This is a genomic window from Actinomadura luteofluorescens, assembly GCF_013409365.1.
GTDB lineage: Bacteria > Actinomycetota > Actinomycetes > Streptosporangiales > Streptosporangiaceae > Spirillospora > Spirillospora luteofluorescens.
On the sequence record NZ_JACCBA010000001.1, the window covers coordinates 34,905 to 50,310 of the forward strand.

The window sequence follows — 15,406 nt, forward strand, 5'->3', positions numbered from 1 at the left end:
GGTTCGGCCGGTGCGGGAGGGGGACGCCGTGGAGATCGGGTTCGCGGTGCCGGGTTCGGGAGCGTGGGCGACCCCGCGCAACCAGGTGACGGTGGCGCGGCGGGCCGAGGAGCTCGGCTACCGCTCGCTGTGGACGCTCCAGCGCGTCCTCAACCCCGCCGGGTCGACGGACCTCACCTACCGCGGCGTCCCCGACCCTCTGATCACCCTGGCCTACCTCGCCGCCCACACCACCCGGGCGCGGCTCGGCGTCGCGGTCGTGAACCTGCCGTTCTACGCGCCGCCGATCCTCGCCAAGCAGGCCGCCACCCTCGACCACGTCAGCGGCGGGCGGCTGGACCTCGGGCTCGGGATCGGCTGGATGCGCGAGGAGTTCGCCGCGGTCGGCGCCCCGATGGCCCGGCGCGGGGCCCGCGCCGAGGAGTTCATCGCCGCCCTGCGCGCCCTGTGGGCCGGCGGGCCCGGGGACGCCGCGCGGTTCCACGGCGAGTTCTACGACATCCCGCCCGTGGTCATGGATCCGCGTCCGCTCCAGCCGTCGGGGCCGCCGATCCTGCTGGGCGGCGGGGCCGAGCCAGCGCTGCGGCGCGCCGGACGGCTGGCGGAGGGCTGGGTCAGCTCCAGCCGCGCCGACCTCGCCGCGATCGGCCGGTCCGTCGCGATCGTGCGGGAGGCGGCGCGGGAGGCCGGGCGGGACGCGTCCGCGCTGCGGTTCGTGTGCCGGGGCGCGGTCCGCGTCCGCCCGGCGGGGCGGGAGGAGCGGCGCCCGCTCACCGGCTCCTTCGAGGAGATCCGCGGCGACTTCGGGGCGCTGGCCGGGCAGGGCGTCACCGAGCTGTTCCTCGACCTGAACTTCGACCCCGCGATCACCGGGCCGGACGCCGATCCGGACGCGTCGCTCGACCGCGCCCTGGAGGCGCTGGAGGCGTTCGCGCCCGGGGCCTGACTACAGCGGCGGCCGCCGCGCCTCCCAGGGGGTGCTGAGCACGACCGTGGTGCGCGTCGCGACGTTCGCGGCGGCGCGGATCTTCTGCAGCAGGTCCTCCAGCTCGTTCGGCGAGGCGACCCGCACCTTGAGGATGTAGCTCTCCTCCCCCGCCACCGAGTGGCACGCCTCGATCGCCTGCAGGTGCGCCAGCCGGTCGGGGGCGTCGTCGGGGGCGGCCGGGTCGATCGGCTTGATCGACACGAAGGCGGTCAGCGGCAGGCCGATCTGCCGGTTGTCGAGCTGGGCGGTGAAGCCCTTGATGACGCCGCGCTTCTGCAGCCGCCGGACGCGCTGGTGCACCGCCGACACCGACAGCCCCGTCTCCTTGGCCAGATCGGTGAAACTCATCCGGCCGTCGTCGGCCAGCAGGGCCATGATCTGACGATCGATCTCCTCCACGCGGGAAATCTAGCGCGCTATGGCCCGTGCATGGGCCCCCGTTCCATCACGGATCGGCTTTCCCGCGGGCTCGGCGTCGGCCGCACCGGCGCGCGGAGCGCCAGCACTACCGGCGCGCGGAGCGCAGCGGCCCGCAGCTGCCGCGCACCACCAGCTCCGTCGGCAGCAGAACGGGGCCTCCCCTGCCGCGCCGCGCGGGCTCGCGCAGCAGCAGTTCGCAGGCGCGGTAGCCGATGTCGTGGCCGGGCCTGGCCACGGCGGTCAGCGGCGGGTCGCACAGCTCCGCCCACGCGACGTCGTCCATCATCGCGATGGACACGTCGGCCGGCACCCGCAGGTCGAGCTCGCGGGCGACCAGGACTGCGGCCTCCCCGAGCAGATGGCCGGCGGCCAGCACGGCGGTGACGTCCGCCCGGCGCTGCAGCAGCCCGGCGGCCGCCGCGTAGGCGGCGTCGCGGGCGGGGCGGGCGGCCACGACCAGGTCCTCCTCCACGGGCACGCCCAGCTGCGCCAGGGTGTCGCGGAACGCGCGCTCGCGCACGCCCCGGGGGCGGCCCGGCGCGCCGCCGAGGAACCCGATGCGGCGGTGCCCGAGCCCGGCGAGGTACTCGGTGAGGGACCGCACGCCGCCCGCGTCGTCGGCCAGGACGGACGGGACGTCGGCCAGCCCGGGCAGGACGCGGTCGGCGAACACGACGCTGGAGCACACCCGGGCCGCGGCGCGCCAGTCGGCCTCCTCCCCGGCGGGCAGCGCGATGATCCCGTCGACCCGCTGCTCGACGAGCCGGTCGACGATCTCGGCCTCGCGGGACGGGTCACCGTGCGCGGCGTCCACGATGACGTGCCCGCCGAGGGTGCGGGCGCAGGCCAGCACGCCCGCGACCACCTCAGCGCAGAACGGGTCGGTGACGTCGGGGACGACCAGGCCGATGCCCCCGCTGCGGCGAAGCTTCAGGCCCCGGCCGAGGGCGGACGGCCGGTAGTCAAGCTCGCGGGCCGCGGCCAGCACCCGCTCGCGGGTCGCGGCGCTCGCCGAGCCCGTCCCGGAGAACACGCGCGACACCGTGGCGATGCCGACGCCCGCCGCCGCGGCCACGTCCTTGATCGTCGCCGATCGCCGCTCCGCCATCCGACCGCCGCCCCTTTCCGCCCGTTTCGATCATCTTCTCACGGTCACGTCTCCCCTGGAAACGATTCCATGATGTTTACTCCAGCCAATACGACATATCCCCTGTTCGGCAGGGGACGGCGGAAACGTTTCCATAAGGGGTTCGGATGGCCAAGATCGTGCTGGACGGGGTCGACAAGGTGTACGGCGGCGGGGTCAAGGCCGTCGACGGGCTCGACCTGGAGATCCGCGACGGCGAGTTCATGGTGCTGGTCGGGCCGTCCGGCTGCGGCAAGTCCACCGCGCTGCGGATGATCGCCGGGCTGGAGGAGATCTCCGGCGGGAAGATCTCCATCGGCGAGCAGGTCGTCAACGACCTCGCGCCGAAGGACCGCGACATCGCGATGGTCTTCCAGAACTACGCCCTCTACCCGCACATGACCGTCGAGCAGAACCTCGCGTTCGGCCTCAAGCTGCGCGGCACCCCCAAGGCGGAGATCAAGCAGAAGGTCCGCGACGCCGCCAAGATGCTCGGGCTGGAGCAGTACCTGTCCCGCAAGCCGGCCGCGCTGTCAGGCGGCCAGCGGCAGCGCGTCGCGATGGGCCGCGCGATCGTCCGCCAGCCGCAGGCGTTCCTGATGGACGAGCCGCTGTCCAACCTCGACGCCAAGCTCCGCGTGTCCATGCGCGCCTCCCTCAGCCAGCTGCACGAGCGGCTCGGCGTCACCACCGTGTACGTCACCCACGACCAGGTCGAGGCGATGACGCTCGGGTCGCGGGTGTGCGTGCTGCGCGAGGGCAAGCTGCAGCAGGTCGACACCCCGCAGCGGCTGTTCGACAACCCCGTCAACCTGTTCGTGGCCGGGTTCATCGGCTCGCCGGCGATGAACTTCGTGCTCGCCGACCTCGAGACCGGCGACGGCGGGGCGCGGGTCTCCTTCGCCGGCTACACGCTGCCGGTCCCGGCCTCGGTCGTGGACGGCAAGCCGGGCCTGAGCGGCTACTTCGGCCAGAAGGTCATCCTCGGCATCCGCCCGTCGGACTTCGAGGACGCCGCGCACGCCCAGACCGGCTGGGCGCCGATGGCGGTGCGCAGCAGCGTCACCGAGGAGCTCGGCAGCGAGATCAACGTGATCTTCACGATCGACGCGCCGCCGGTCGAGCACAAGGACACCGCCGACCTCGCCGAGGACGCCGCCGAGGGCGAGACCGAGGCGATCCCGCTGATCGACAACAAGGCGCTGTGGACGGCCCGCGTCAACTCCCGCTCGCACGTGCGCCCGGGGCAGGACGTGGACCTCGCCGTCGACACGCGCCGCCTGCACTTCTTCGACCCCTCCAGCGGCCTGGCCATCGGCCACCCCGACGCCGCCGAGCGGCACGGCGCCGCGGACCTGCGCAAGTCCGGCTGAGCACCGAGGAAAAGGGAGGTGCCCACGGCCCGTGCGGCCGTGGGCACCTCCCTTTTCCAGGTCCGTCACTTCACCGAGCCGGCGAGGACCCCCTGGACGAAGTAGCGCTGGAAGGCGAAGAACACGACCAGCGGGACGACCAGGGACAGGAACGCGCCGGGCGCGAGGATGTCGATGTTGCCGGTGAACTGCCGCATCTGCGACTGCAGCCACTTGGTCATCGGCTGCGACCCGGTGTCGGCGAACACCAGCGCGACCAGCAGGTCGTTCCACACCCACAGGAACTGGAAGATGCCGAGCGAGGCGATCGCCGGGCCGCCCAGCGGGAAGATCACCCGGCGGAAGATCGTCCACTCCGAGCCGCCGTCCATCCGCGCCGCCTCCAGCAGGTCCCGGGGGATCGCCGCGAAGAAGTTGCGGAGCAGGAAGATGGCGAACGGCAGCCCGAACGCGACGTGGAACAGCACCACGCCGGTGACCGAGCCGAACATGTGGAAGCTTCCGAACTCGATGTAGCCGTAGAGCTTGGCGACCGGGATCAGCGCCACCTGGACCGGCACCACCAGCAGCGCCACCACGCCGAGGAACAGCCAGTCCCGGCCGGGGAACTCCATCCAGGCGAACGCGTAGGCCGCCAGCGAGGCGATCGCGACCACCAGCAGCGTCGCCGGGACGGTGATCAGCACCGTGTTCCAGAACGAGTCGACGAAGTCGCCCTTGTCCAGAAGCGCGCTGTAGGACTCCCCGGTCAGCTGCGCCGGCTTGGCGAACACGTTCCACCAGCCGTCGGCGTTGTTGTCCTCGTTCGAGCGCAGCGAGGCGACCAGCAGGCCGAGGGTCGGCACCAGCCAGAACAGCGCGATCAGGACCAGCAGCGCCTGCGCGGCGCCGCCGCCCGCCCGGCCGACGACCCGCGCGGCCAGCCCGCGGCGCGGCGCCCCCGCCGCGCCGCCGCCCTCCGCCCCGGAGGGCGCCTGCGCGGCCTTCTCCGCGGTGCTCATTTGCGCTCCTGCCGCATTCGCCGGATGTTGAACAGCATGGCGGGCAGCACGAGCACGAACAGCAGCACGGCGATGGCGCTGCCGGAGCCCTGGTCGTTGCCGCCGCCGAACGACTCGGTCCACATCTGCAGCGCCAGCACGCTGGCGTTCGGATCGCCGCCGCCGATGATGTAGACGAGGTCGAAGACCTTCAGGACGTTGATGACCAGCGTCACCAGCACCACCATCAGGACGGGCGCGAGCAGCGGGATCGTCACCCGCCGGAACACCTGCCACTCGGTGGCGCCGTCCACGCGCGCCGCCTCCAGGGCGTCGCGCGGGATGGCGGCGAGCCCGGCGGCGATCAGCACCATCGCGAAGCCCGACCACACCCACAGGTACGACCCGATGATCGCCGGGGTGATCAGGGTGTCGCCGAGCCACTCGGCGCCCTGGTAGGCCGTGGTGAAGTTGTCCTTGGGCAGCCGGATCGCGTACGTCCCGGCGGGCACCTTCCGCAGGGTGAAGGTCCCGTCGGCCTCCGTGGTCGCCTTGGCGACGACCTTGCCGCCCTGGACCGCCTCCACCCGGATGCCCGGCAGGCCCGACTCGCCGGAGTTCGGGGCGTTCTGCTGCCCGCCGCCGCCCCGCGTGAAGTCGAACCAGACCGTGCCGGTCAGCTCCCCCTGCTCGGCGGCCGGGGGCTGAGCGGCCGGCCTGGCGTCCTTCGGCAGGTACTCGGGCTTGATCTTCAGCAGCGGGACGAGCGCGCTCTGCCCCGCCGAGTACTGCCGCACCGAGACCACGGCGCCGCCGTCCTGCCGGACCGGCGCGTTCCCGCCGTTGCGCGGCCCGGCGCCCGGGTAGGTGGTGTCCTGCCGGAACATGTCGTGGACCGCGACCATCGCCGCGTTCGCCACGCCCTTGTCCGGGTCCTGCTGGTACACCAGCCGGAAGATCACGCCGGAGGCGAGGAACGAGATCGCCATGGGCATGAACACCACGAGCTTGAACACCGTCGCCCACCGGATCCGCTCGGTGAGCACGGCGAACACCAGGCCGATGATGGTCACCACGGTCGGCGCCACGACGACCCAGATGGCGGTGTTGCGCACCGCCACGAGGTTGTCGTGCCCCTGGAAGACCCCGGTGTAGTTGTCGACGCCGACGAACGAGTCGCCCGAGGCGTCGAAGAAACTGCGGATCACCGAGTAGACGATCGGGTACACGACGAGGAAGCCGAGCAGCAGCAGCGCCGGCAGCAGGAACGTCAGGGCCAGCCACGACGGCGGGGTCAGCCGCTCGCGCGCGCCGCGCGGGCCCGGGCGGGCGGGCGGCGCGTCGATGGCGGCGGCGCCGCCGGCCGTCGCGGCCGGCGGCACCTCCTCATTCGGAGCCTTCATTCAGGGTTTCCCTACTTGTAGGCCCTACTTGTACGCCTTGGCCGCCTCGGCCTCCAGCTTGGCCTGCGTGCCCTTGACGTCGGTCGGGTTCTGCACGAACTGGCGCAGCGCCTCCCACTCGCCCTTGCCGGGCGTCGCGCCGAACGCGGCGGGCGCCAGGTCGGACATGTCGTAGCGGGCTGCGTCGCCGGCCTGCTGGAGCTGGGTGATCAGCTGCTTGGCGATCGGGTCGGAGTAGGCGTCCGGCTTGACGTTCTTGTTCGGCGTCAGGTAGCCGCCGAGCCCGGCCCACACCGTGCCCGCCTCGGGCGAGGCGAGGTACTTCATCAGCTCCTGCGCGCCCTTGCCGTCCTTCAGCGCGACCGCGACGTCGCCGCCGAGGATCGCCGGGGCGGTGTCGCCGGCCTTCGGGAACGCGAACACCTTGGCGTCCGTGCCGACCTTGGCCTTGGTGGTGCCGATGTTGGCGGCGGCGAAGTCACCGCCGTAGACCATGGCGGCCTTCTGCTGGCCGAACACCTGGGTGACCGACTCGTCGAACTTGGTCTTGGTCGCGGTCGCGACGCCGCCGTTCAGGTAGTCGGGCTTGCCCCAGACCTCGGCGAGCGTCTGCAGCGCCTTGCCCACGCTCGGGTCCGTCCACTTGATCTCGTGCTTGGCGAGCTTGTCGTAGTTGTCCGGGCCGGCCTGCGACAGGTAGACGTTCTCGAACCAGTCGGTCAGCGTCCAGGAGTCCTGCGGCCCCGCGGCGAGCGTGAACGGGGTGGTGCCCGCGTCCTGCAGCGTGCCCGCCGCCTTGGTCAGGTCGGCCCACGCCGCCGGCGGCTGGACGCCGGCCTCGTCGAGCGCCTGCGGCCTGTACCACAGGATCGACTTGTAGGCGGCCTTGACGATCACGCCGTAGGTCTTGCCGTCGGAGGAGCCGAGCTCCTTCCAGTACGGCGCGAAGTTCTGGCCGACCTGCGAGACCACGTCGTCGCCCAGGGGCTTGAGCGCCCCCTTGCCGGCGTACTGCTGCATCAGGCCCGGCTGCGGCAGGATCGCCACGTCCGGCGGGTTCTTGGCCTCGATGCGCGGGCCGAGGTAGGCGTCGGTGTTCTCACCGGTGGAGGCGTAGTTGACCTTCGCCCCGGTCTTCTTCTCGAACGCCTGCAGGACCTTGCGGAAGTTCGCCTCCTCAGGACCGGTCCACTTGGCCGCGACCTCGATGGTGGTGCCCTTCAGCTCACCCCCGCCGGAGGGCGACGACCCGTCGCCGTCCTTGTCGTCGCCGCCGCACGCGGCGGCCGCGGACAGGAGCAGTCCCGCCGCGACGGCGGCTCCCGTCACGCGCCTGCCGAAGCCCGCGGTGCGGTGTCGGGGGGTGCGGGGGGAGGTCCCCCCGCCGGCAAAGCTGACCGTCATTCCTCATCCTCCCTGGCCGGAGCGGCGTCGCCTGGTCCCCAGATCGACGCGCCGGACTCGATATCGAAGAAGTGCAGGCGGCCGGTGTCGACGCGGATCGTCACCGGGTCCCCCACCTTCACGCGGGTGCGCGGGCTGAACCGCGCGACCAGGTCCGTGCGGGGGCTCTCCAGGTTCCCCAGCACGTCGGTCCCCGCGTCGCGCGCGAGCTCCCTGGTGTCCTCGGTGACGACCTGGGACGCCTCGATCGCGAAGTGCACCAGCACGTCCGAGCCCATCGCCTCCACGAGGTCGGCGGTGGAGGCCAGCCCGGACCCCTCGGGCGTCTCCACGAGCTCGGAGTCCTCCATGTCCTCGGGGCGGATGCCGACGACGACCTCGCCCCCGAGGCGGGACGCCAGGGCGGGGCGCTCGGTCAGCACCTCGGCCGGGAGCGTCAGGGTCTGGCCGCCGATCTCCAGCCGCGGGTTCTCCGCGTCGCCGGACAGCGTGCCCTGGATCAGGTTCATGGCCGGTGAGCCGATGAATCCGGCGACGAACAGGTTCGCCGGCCGGTCGTAGAGCTCCTGCGGCGCCGCGACCTGCTGCAGGCGCCCCTTCTTCATCACCGCGACCCGGTCGCCGAGCGTCATCGCCTCGGTCTGGTCATGGGTGACGTAGACGGTGGTGACGCCGAGGTCGCGCTGGATGCGGGCGATCTCGGCGCGCATCTGGACGCGCAGTTTGGCGTCGAGGTTGGACAGCGGCTCGTCCATCAGGAACGCCTGCGGCTCCCGGACGATCGCGCGGCCCATCGCGACGCGCTGACGCTGCCCGCCCGACAGGTTGCGGGGCTTCTTGTCCAGGTAGTCGGTCAGGCCCAGGGTCTGCGCGGCCCGGTCGACCTTCTCGCGGATCTCGGCCTTGGGCAGCTTGCGCAGCGACAGCCCGAAACCGATGTTGTCGCGCACCGACAGGTGCGGGTAGAGGGCGTAGCTCTGGAACACCATCGCGACGTCGCGGTCCCGGGACGGCACCCGGTTGACGACCCGCCCGCCGATCGTGACCTCGCCCTCGGAGATGTCCTCCAGCCCGGCGACCATTCGCAGCGCGGTGGTCTTGCCGCAGCCCGACGGGCCCACCAGGACGAGGAACTCCCCGTCGGCGATGTGGAGGTTCAGGTCGGTCACGGCCCGCGTGCCGTCGGGATAGACCTTCCCGACGCTGGTCAGGTCGACCTCTGCCACGGCGTCTCCTCTTCGTCACGGCCCGTCGATACGGAAGAACTCGACTTACTCCCGCGTAACAGTGCAACAAGGAGGTACAGGGCCGGACACCCGGATCGCAACCGGCGGGGGCACGGTCCGGCGCATTTGATACAGAGATCGTTACCGAGCCGTTTCCGTCTCAATTTGCGCTGCCCGAAAACGGCACGTGGGCATGAACGCAAATCCGTTCATGCCCACGGTCGTCCGGGCGCGGCGGCGCCCCGGACCGGCGTCAGTCCACGATCACCAGCCCGCGCTCGGTGACGTTCATGGGGGTGTGGCCGTCCTCGGTGCACACGACGATGTCCTCGATGCGCGCGCCGTGCGGGCCGGGGTAGATGCCGGGCTCGATCGAGAACGCCATCCCGGGCTCCAGCGGCTCGCGGTTGCCGGCGACGATGTAGGGCTCCTCGTGCGACTCCAGCCCGATGCCGTGGCCGGTGCGGTGGAAGAAGTGCTCGCCGTGCCCGGCGGCGGCGATGATGTCGCGGCCCGCCGCGTCCACCGCCTCCGGTGTGACCCCCGGCCGCACGGCCTCGCAGGACGCCCGCTGCGCCTCCTCCAGCACCGCGAAGTACGCGCGGTAGTCGGCGGGCGGCTCGCCCACGCAGTAGTTGCGCGTCGAGTCCGAGCAGTAGCCGCTCGGCATCGTCCCGCCGATGTCGACCACTACGGGCTCGCCGGGGCGGATGACCCGGTCCGACAGCTCGGCGTGCGGGTTGGCGCCGTTCGGGCCCGAGCCGACGATGACGAAGTCGACCTGCGCGTGCCCCTCGGCGATGATCGCGTCGGCGATGTCGCGGCCGACCTCGCGCTCGGTGCGCCCGGCCTTCAGCAGGCCCGGGACCCGGCGGTGCACCCGGTCGATCGCCTCCCCCGCCTCGCGCAGCGCCGCCACCTCCGCGGCGCTCTTGCGCATCCGCAGCTCGCGCAGCACGCCCCCGGCCGCGACCTGCTCGGCTCCGGGCATCGCGCCGCGGAACCGCAGCGCCATCACCGCCCACATCCGGTCGGCCACGCCGACGGTTCCCACGTCCCGCGGCAGGCGGCGGGCCACCAGCGCGTACGGGTCGTCGGTCTCGTCCCACGGCACCAGCTCGACGCCGAGGGACCCCGCCGGCGACTCCTGCGCGGCGGGCAGCTCCAGCCTGGGGACGACCAGGAACGGCTCGCCGCCGGCCGGAACCACCAGGCAGGTGAGCCGCTCCAGCTGCTTGGCGTCGTACCCGGTGACGTACCGCAGATCGGGACCGGGCGTCAGCAGCACCGCCCCGAGGCCCGCCTTCGCCGTCGCCTCGCGTACCAGGCCGACGCGCTCACGCGGATACAACTCCGTTGTCACATCCGTCTCCATTTCTCCGATCCTCTCCATGGCATGTACCAGGATCCCAGGAGCGTCCGGACGCCGCCGACCCGGCCCGCGTGGCAGCATGTGCCCCATGAGCGGGCTGATGCTGCTGGACACGCCGTCGTTGTACTTCCGCGCCTTCTTCGGGGTCCCCGAGTCGGTGACGGCCCCCGACGGGACACCGGTGAACGCGGTGCGCGGGCTCGTCGACATGATCGCCCGCCTCGTCCAGGACCGGCGGCCGGAGCGGCTCGTGTGCTGCATGGACGCCGACTGGCGGCCGGCGTTCCGGGTGGAGGCGCTGCCCTCCTACAAGGCGCACCGGGTGGCCGAGGACGGCGGCGACCAGACGCCCGACGCGCTGGAGGCCCAGCTTCCGGTCATCGAGCAGGTCCTGGACGCCTTCGGGCTGGCGCGCGCCGGCGTCCCGGGCTACGAGGCCGACGACGTCATCGGGACGCTCGCGGTGCGGGGCGCGGCGGACGGGCCGGTCGACATCGTGACCGGCGACCGCGACCTGTTCCAGCTCGTCGACGACCGCGCCCCCGTCTGCGTCCTGTACACCGCGCGGGGGATCAGGAACCTGCAGGTGATGGGAGAGAAGGAGGTCGCGGCCAAGTACGGCATCCCGGGCCGCGGCTACGGCGACTACGCCACGCTGCGCGGCGACCCGAGCGACGGGCTGCCCGGCGTGCCCGGGGTCGGCGACAAGACCGCCGCCGCCCTCGTCACCCGGTTCGGGTCGGTCGAGGCGATCCTCGCGGCGCTGGACGCCGGCACCGACGAGGGCTTCCCGGCGGGCGCGCGCCGCCGGATGGAGGGGGCCCGGGAGTACCTGGCCGCCGCCGAGACGGTGGTGCGGGTCGTCACCGACATCGACGCCCCCGAACTGGCGGACCTCGACGACCGGCTGCCCGCTGGGGCGCGCGACGCCGGGGCCCTCGTCCGGCTCGCCGACACCTGGAACCTTTCCGGTCCGGTCAACCGCCTCCTGAACGCGCTCTCCCGCTGACCGCCGTTCTCGCTGCAATTTGCGCCGAGAGTGTCAGATGACACAGACAGCGCGGTCTCCGGCGAGCAGCATGCGGAGCGGTGAGAGGTTCTCATTGGCACATGAAGGCGACCGGTATCCGCGGCACTCGGGCCTCAACGCCCCACTCCCCCCGATTGCCGTGGGTACCGGTTCACCCGCGCCCCGGACCCGAGGCGGACGTGCCGTGAGCGAGCGGACCAGATCCCGCGGCGCCCTCGCCGCGAGCCCCGGCGGCGGTTTCTGGGCCGCGCTGGACGGACCGGAGCGCGCGGCGCTGCGGGCCGCCGGGCGGGCGCGGACCTACCAGCCGAGGACTCCCCTGTGCTACCAGGGCGACGACTCCGACCACATCATCGTCATCGAGTCGGGCTGGGCGAAGGTCACCTCCACCGGCGAGGACGGGCGGGCGGTCGTGCTCGCCGTGCGGGGCCCCGGCGACCTGGTCTGCGAGAGCGCGGTGCTCGGCGGCCGGGAGCGGTCGGCGACCGTGCAGGCGCTCGACCACGTCCGGGCGCTGATCGTCCCGGCGGCCCGGTTCACCGCCTTCCTGGACGCCCACCCGCGGGTGTGGCGGCTGGTCAGCGGCACGTTCGTGCGGCGGCTCGACGACGCCGACCGCAGGCTGCGAGCGCACGTGTCGGCGCAGGGCGCCCGGCGGCTGGCGATCCTGCTGGCGGGCCTCGCCGACCTGTCGGCCCGGCACGCCCCGCCCGCCGCCGGCGGGGCGATCGCGATCGGGCCGCCGCTGTCCCAGGAGGAGCTCGGCAGCTGGATGGACGCCTCCCGGGAGACCGTCGCGCGGGCGCTGTCCACGCTGCGGCGCGAGGGACTGGTCAGCACCGGCTGGCGCAAGATCACCGTGGAGGACCCGCCGGGGCTGCGCGCGTTCGCCGGCTCCCCGGACGAGTGAGTCCGCCCCCGGCCGGCGGGCCCGCTGCGGCCGCCGGACCCGGCGCCTTTACATTGTAGATTCCTAGAGAGATCGACGGATTCGTCCCGTACGCTCGGTTGTGTGCCGCGCCGACCGCTGCGACTGCGTACCGCCGAGGCCGACGCCGAGGTCCGGGCCGGGCTCGACCGGATCCGCGCCGAGTTCTCGGTGCCCGGCGCGTTCCCGCCCGCCGCCCTCGCCGAGGCCGCCGCGTCCGCGCCGCCCTCCAACGGCCGCGTCGACCTGCGCGACGTCCCGTTCTTCACCCTGGACCCGCCCGGCTCGCTCGACCTCGACCAGGCGATGCACCTGGAGCGGCGCGGGTCCGGACACCGCGTGCGGTACGCGATCGCCGACGTGGCCGGGTTCGTGCGCCCGGGCGGCGCGCTCGACACCGAGGCGCGCGCTCGCGGCGTGACGCTCTACCTGCCGGACGCCAGCGCGCCGCTTCATCCGCGCCCCCTGTCGGAGGGGAGCGCGAGCCTGCTGCCCGGCCGGGAGCGTCCCGCCGTGGCGTGGACCATCGATATCGACGACGCCGGACGGATCACCGGTGTGGACGTGCGGCGCGCCCTCGTGCGCAGCCGCGACCGGCTCGACTACGCCACCGCGCGCCGCGCCGACGGCGACCCGCGGATCGCGCTGCTCGGCGAGATCGGCGAGCGGCTCATCGCGGCGGAGGCCGCGCGCGGCGGCGTGAGCCTGCCGCTGCCCGAGCAGGAGGTCGTGCACGCGGGCGGCGGCTGGGCGCTGAAGCTGCGCGGCGATCTGGCGACCGAGGCGTGGAACGCGCAGATCTCGCTGCTGACAGGGCGCGCCGCGGCCCGGCTGATGCTGGACGGCGGCGTCGGGCTGCTGCGCACCATGCCGCCCGCGCCCGCCGAGGCGGTCGAGCGGCTGCGGCTGGCCGCCCGGGCGCTCGAGGTCTCCTGGCCGGGGAACGCCTCCTACGGGGACATCGTCCGCGCCCTCGACCCGGCGCTGCCCCGGCACGCGGCGTTCCTGCACGACGCGGCGGGGCTGATGCGCGGCGCCGGCTACACCGCCTTCGACGGGGCGCCGCCCGGGCAGGCCGCGCACGCCGCCGTCGCCGCCCCGTACGCGCACGTCACCGCGCCGATCCGGCGGCTGGCCGACCGGTACGCCACGGAGGTGTGCCTGGCGCTGGCGGCGGACCGCCCCGTCCCGGGATGGGCGCGGGAGGCGCTGCCGCTCCTGCCCGAGGCGATGCAGCGGGCCCTGCGCCGCGGCGCGGACATCGACCACGCGTGCGTGGACCTCGTCGAGGCGCTGCTCCTGCGCGACCACGTCGGGGACGTCTTCGACGCGGTGGTCGTGGACGTGAACGGCGACCGGACCGGCGGGCGCGTCCAACTGGTGGCGCCACCGGTGTTCGGCCGCTGCGACGGGGAGGGGCTGCCGCTCGGCGAGCAGGTCAGGGTGCGGCTGGAGGAGGCGGACCCGGCGCGCCGCCGGGTCCGCTTCTCCCGTGCGTCGTGAGCCCCGCCCGCCGCGGGCGGCGGCCGGGGCGGGCGGTCACCGGCGGCCGCGGCGGCGCGGCCGCCAGTTCGCGCCGCCCCCGGTGCCGACGCCGCCGAGGTGCAGGGCGATCAGCAGCAGGCCGAGGACGGTCAGGGTGCTGTTGTTGATGGCGTCCGAGGAGATGTCGGCCAGGTCGAACAGCAGGGCAAGTGCGAAGACGATCGCGGCGACGATCGCGAGCATGTCGGCCTCCGTGGGGGTCGGGGGCCCACCGCGGGCCCCTCGGCTGCCTACCGGATCTCCTCCAGCCCGCCCCCGAAACCGCGCCCTCTTTCCGGCCGGCCGATAATCGGATTTCCGACCATAAGGACGTTCGCGCCGGTCAGCGGACGGTCACGCGGCGTCGCGACGTGCAGCCGTGCGGGGAACGGCCGTGCTTCCGGCACCGTTTCGGGCTCCCCCTGCCTACGGCCCGTCGGGAACGTCCGGCCCGCCGCCCAGCGCGGCGCGGGCGCGCTCGGTCATGCGGACGACCTCGCGCCGCACCTGCGGGCGCTCGGTGAGCCGCTCGCCGAACGGGATCCGGACCGGGTGCTCGACGCCGCCGTCGGCGACGGCGAACTCGATGCCCACCGCGTCCAGGCCCGTCATCCTGGCAGCGGTCGCGCCGGGGCGCCCGCCGAGCGCGCGGCAGATCGTCAGGCAGTCGGCGGCGTGGTCCTCGTTCATGTGCCGTGCGATCTGCCGCACGACGTCGTCGGTGAAGGGGCCCGCGTCGGTCATGCGACGGTCCTCTCGAATCTGCGTCGGGACGGTCAGGCCCTTGTAGACCTGGAGGGCGTTGCCGGCGAGGACGAGCGCGAGGGTCTCCTCGTCCAGGCCGAGGGCGGCGATGGCGCGGGCGTTGCGGGCGATGCCGGGCACTCCGGGCCAGTCGGTGCCGAAGACGAACTTGCGGGCCAGGCGCTTCAGATCGTGCCGGGCGTAGTACTCGGGGAGCCGGCGGGGCGGCAGCCCGGACAGCTCGATCCACACCTCCTCGCGGGACAGCGCGAGGAACGCGGCGGCGTCGTACCACCATCCGCGCCCGCCGTGGGCGAGGACGAACGTCAGCCCGGGGAACAGCCGCAGCACGTCGTCGACCGCGGCCGGGTCGGCGTACCGGTTGACCGAGCCGGGGAACGAGCTGGTCCCGCAGTGCACGACGACCGGGACGCCCGCGTCGCGGCACACCTGGTAGGCGGGGTAGAGCTCGGGGTCGGCGACGCTGAACCCGCCGTGCACCGGGTGCAGCTTGAGCGCGACGGCGCCGAGACCGAGCTGCCGCTCGACCTCGGCGCCGACCGGGTAGTGCAGATGCGGGTTGACGTTGGCGATCGGCTTGAAGCGCCGGGGGTTGTGCTCCAGGAGCGGACGCAGGTCCTCGATGGGCTGCGTGCCGGTGGTCCGCGGGCTGTACTCGCACAGCAGCAGGGCGACGTCGACGCCCTCGCCCTCGAAGTAGGCGTCCACCCGCTCGGGCACGAGCGCGCCGTCCTCGTCGTAGAGGTCCTGCCAGGGGTGGGAGGAGCCGAACTCCTCCGCCCAGCGCCGCCAGGCCGGGCGGAGCGTGGGCAGCCGGGCGGCGTGCACGTGCGCGTCGATCAGCGGGCGTCCGTCGAGCATGCGGCG

At 73.4% G+C, this 15,406-nt stretch carries 14 protein-coding genes; 5 read left to right on the top strand and 9 right to left on the bottom strand.

Annotation, left to right across the window (positions count from 1 at the left end; all coding sequences use genetic code 11):
* Positions 1–10: 10 nt before the first annotated feature.
* Positions 11–946 (top strand): TIGR03619 family F420-dependent LLM class oxidoreductase, encoded by a 936-nt coding sequence (locus tag BJY14_RS00180; RefSeq protein ID WP_312878880.1) that lies wholly within the window; start codon positions 11–13, stop codon positions 944–946.
* Here the strand turns inward: BJY14_RS00180 and BJY14_RS00185 are convergent, their stop codons facing one another.
* Complete coding sequence (locus BJY14_RS00185) at positions 947–1,387, bottom strand: Lrp/AsnC family transcriptional regulator (RefSeq protein ID WP_179841694.1); 441 nt, start codon at positions 1,385–1,387, stop codon at positions 947–949. It lies immediately after the preceding gene.
* Between the two features lie 106 nt (positions 1,388–1,493).
* On the bottom strand, positions 1,494–2,516 hold the full coding sequence (locus tag BJY14_RS00190; protein WP_179841695.1) for a LacI family DNA-binding transcriptional regulator: 1,023 nt from the start codon (positions 2,514–2,516) through the stop codon (positions 1,494–1,496).
* A gap of 146 nt (positions 2,517–2,662) precedes the next feature.
* Here BJY14_RS00190 and BJY14_RS00195 point away from each other — a divergent pair, with 146 nt between their 5' ends.
* Positions 2,663–3,907 (top strand): ABC transporter ATP-binding protein, encoded by a 1,245-nt coding sequence (locus BJY14_RS00195; protein ID WP_179841696.1) that lies wholly within the window; start codon positions 2,663–2,665, stop codon positions 3,905–3,907.
* A 65-nt stretch (positions 3,908–3,972) separates the two neighbouring features.
* Here the strand turns inward: BJY14_RS00195 and BJY14_RS00200 are convergent, their stop codons facing one another.
* The 5 genes from BJY14_RS00200 to BJY14_RS00220 all read right to left on the bottom strand — a co-directional run bounded on the left by BJY14_RS00200 (position 3,973) and on the right by BJY14_RS00220 (position 10,295).
* Positions 3,973–4,908 carry a carbohydrate ABC transporter permease gene (locus tag BJY14_RS00200; protein WP_179841697.1) on the bottom strand — a complete coding sequence of 312 codons (936 nt, stop codon included), beginning with the start codon at positions 4,906–4,908 and terminating at the stop codon, positions 3,973–3,975.
* Positions 4,905–6,290, bottom strand: a complete 1,386-nt coding sequence (locus tag BJY14_RS00205; protein WP_179841698.1) for an ABC transporter permease subunit — start codon at positions 6,288–6,290, stop codon at positions 4,905–4,907. Before BJY14_RS00205 ends, BJY14_RS00200 begins: the two co-directional genes overlap by 4 nt.
* A gap of 24 nt (positions 6,291–6,314) precedes the next feature.
* On the bottom strand, positions 6,315–7,694 hold the full coding sequence (locus BJY14_RS00210; RefSeq protein ID WP_179841699.1) for an ABC transporter substrate-binding protein: 1,380 nt from the start codon (positions 7,692–7,694) through the stop codon (positions 6,315–6,317).
* A complete protein-coding gene (locus BJY14_RS00215) occupies positions 7,691–8,920 on the bottom strand; it encodes an ABC transporter ATP-binding protein (protein ID WP_179841700.1) in 1,230 nt (409 codons plus the stop codon). The genes BJY14_RS00210 and BJY14_RS00215 overlap by 4 nt, the downstream gene beginning before the upstream one ends.
* A 253-nt stretch (positions 8,921–9,173) precedes the next feature.
* The gene (locus tag BJY14_RS00220) at positions 9,174–10,295 is read right to left on the bottom strand and encodes a M24 family metallopeptidase (protein ID WP_179841701.1); all 1,122 of its coding nucleotides are present in this window, start codon (positions 10,293–10,295) and stop codon (positions 9,174–9,176) included.
* 85 nt (positions 10,296–10,380) lie between these two features.
* Here BJY14_RS00220 and BJY14_RS00225 point away from each other — a divergent pair, with 85 nt between their 5' ends.
* The 3 genes from BJY14_RS00225 to BJY14_RS00235 all read left to right on the top strand — a co-directional run bounded on the left by BJY14_RS00225 (position 10,381) and on the right by BJY14_RS00235 (position 13,753).
* The gene (locus BJY14_RS00225; RefSeq protein WP_179841702.1) at positions 10,381–11,301 is read left to right on the top strand and encodes a 5'-3' exonuclease; all 921 of its coding nucleotides are present in this window, start codon (positions 10,381–10,383) and stop codon (positions 11,299–11,301) included.
* 205 nt (positions 11,302–11,506) lie between these two features.
* On the top strand, positions 11,507–12,232 hold the full coding sequence (locus BJY14_RS00230; protein ID WP_312878882.1) for a Crp/Fnr family transcriptional regulator: 726 nt from the start codon (positions 11,507–11,509) through the stop codon (positions 12,230–12,232).
* Positions 12,233–12,334: 102 nt separating this feature from the next.
* Positions 12,335–13,753 (top strand): RNB domain-containing ribonuclease, encoded by a 1,419-nt coding sequence (locus BJY14_RS00235; protein WP_179841703.1) that lies wholly within the window; start codon positions 12,335–12,337, stop codon positions 13,751–13,753.
* A 36-nt stretch (positions 13,754–13,789) separates the two neighbouring features.
* On the opposite strand, the gene BJY14_RS00240 is transcribed toward BJY14_RS00235, so the two are convergent.
* Positions 13,790–13,978: a hypothetical protein gene (locus tag BJY14_RS00240; protein ID WP_179841704.1), complete on the bottom strand. Its 189-nt coding sequence runs from the start codon at positions 13,976–13,978 to the stop codon at positions 13,790–13,792.
* A 222-nt stretch (positions 13,979–14,200) separates the two neighbouring features.
* Complete coding sequence (locus BJY14_RS00245; protein WP_179841705.1) at positions 14,201–15,400, bottom strand: amidohydrolase family protein; 1,200 nt, start codon at positions 15,398–15,400, stop codon at positions 14,201–14,203.
* Positions 15,401–15,406 lie beyond the last annotated feature (6 nt).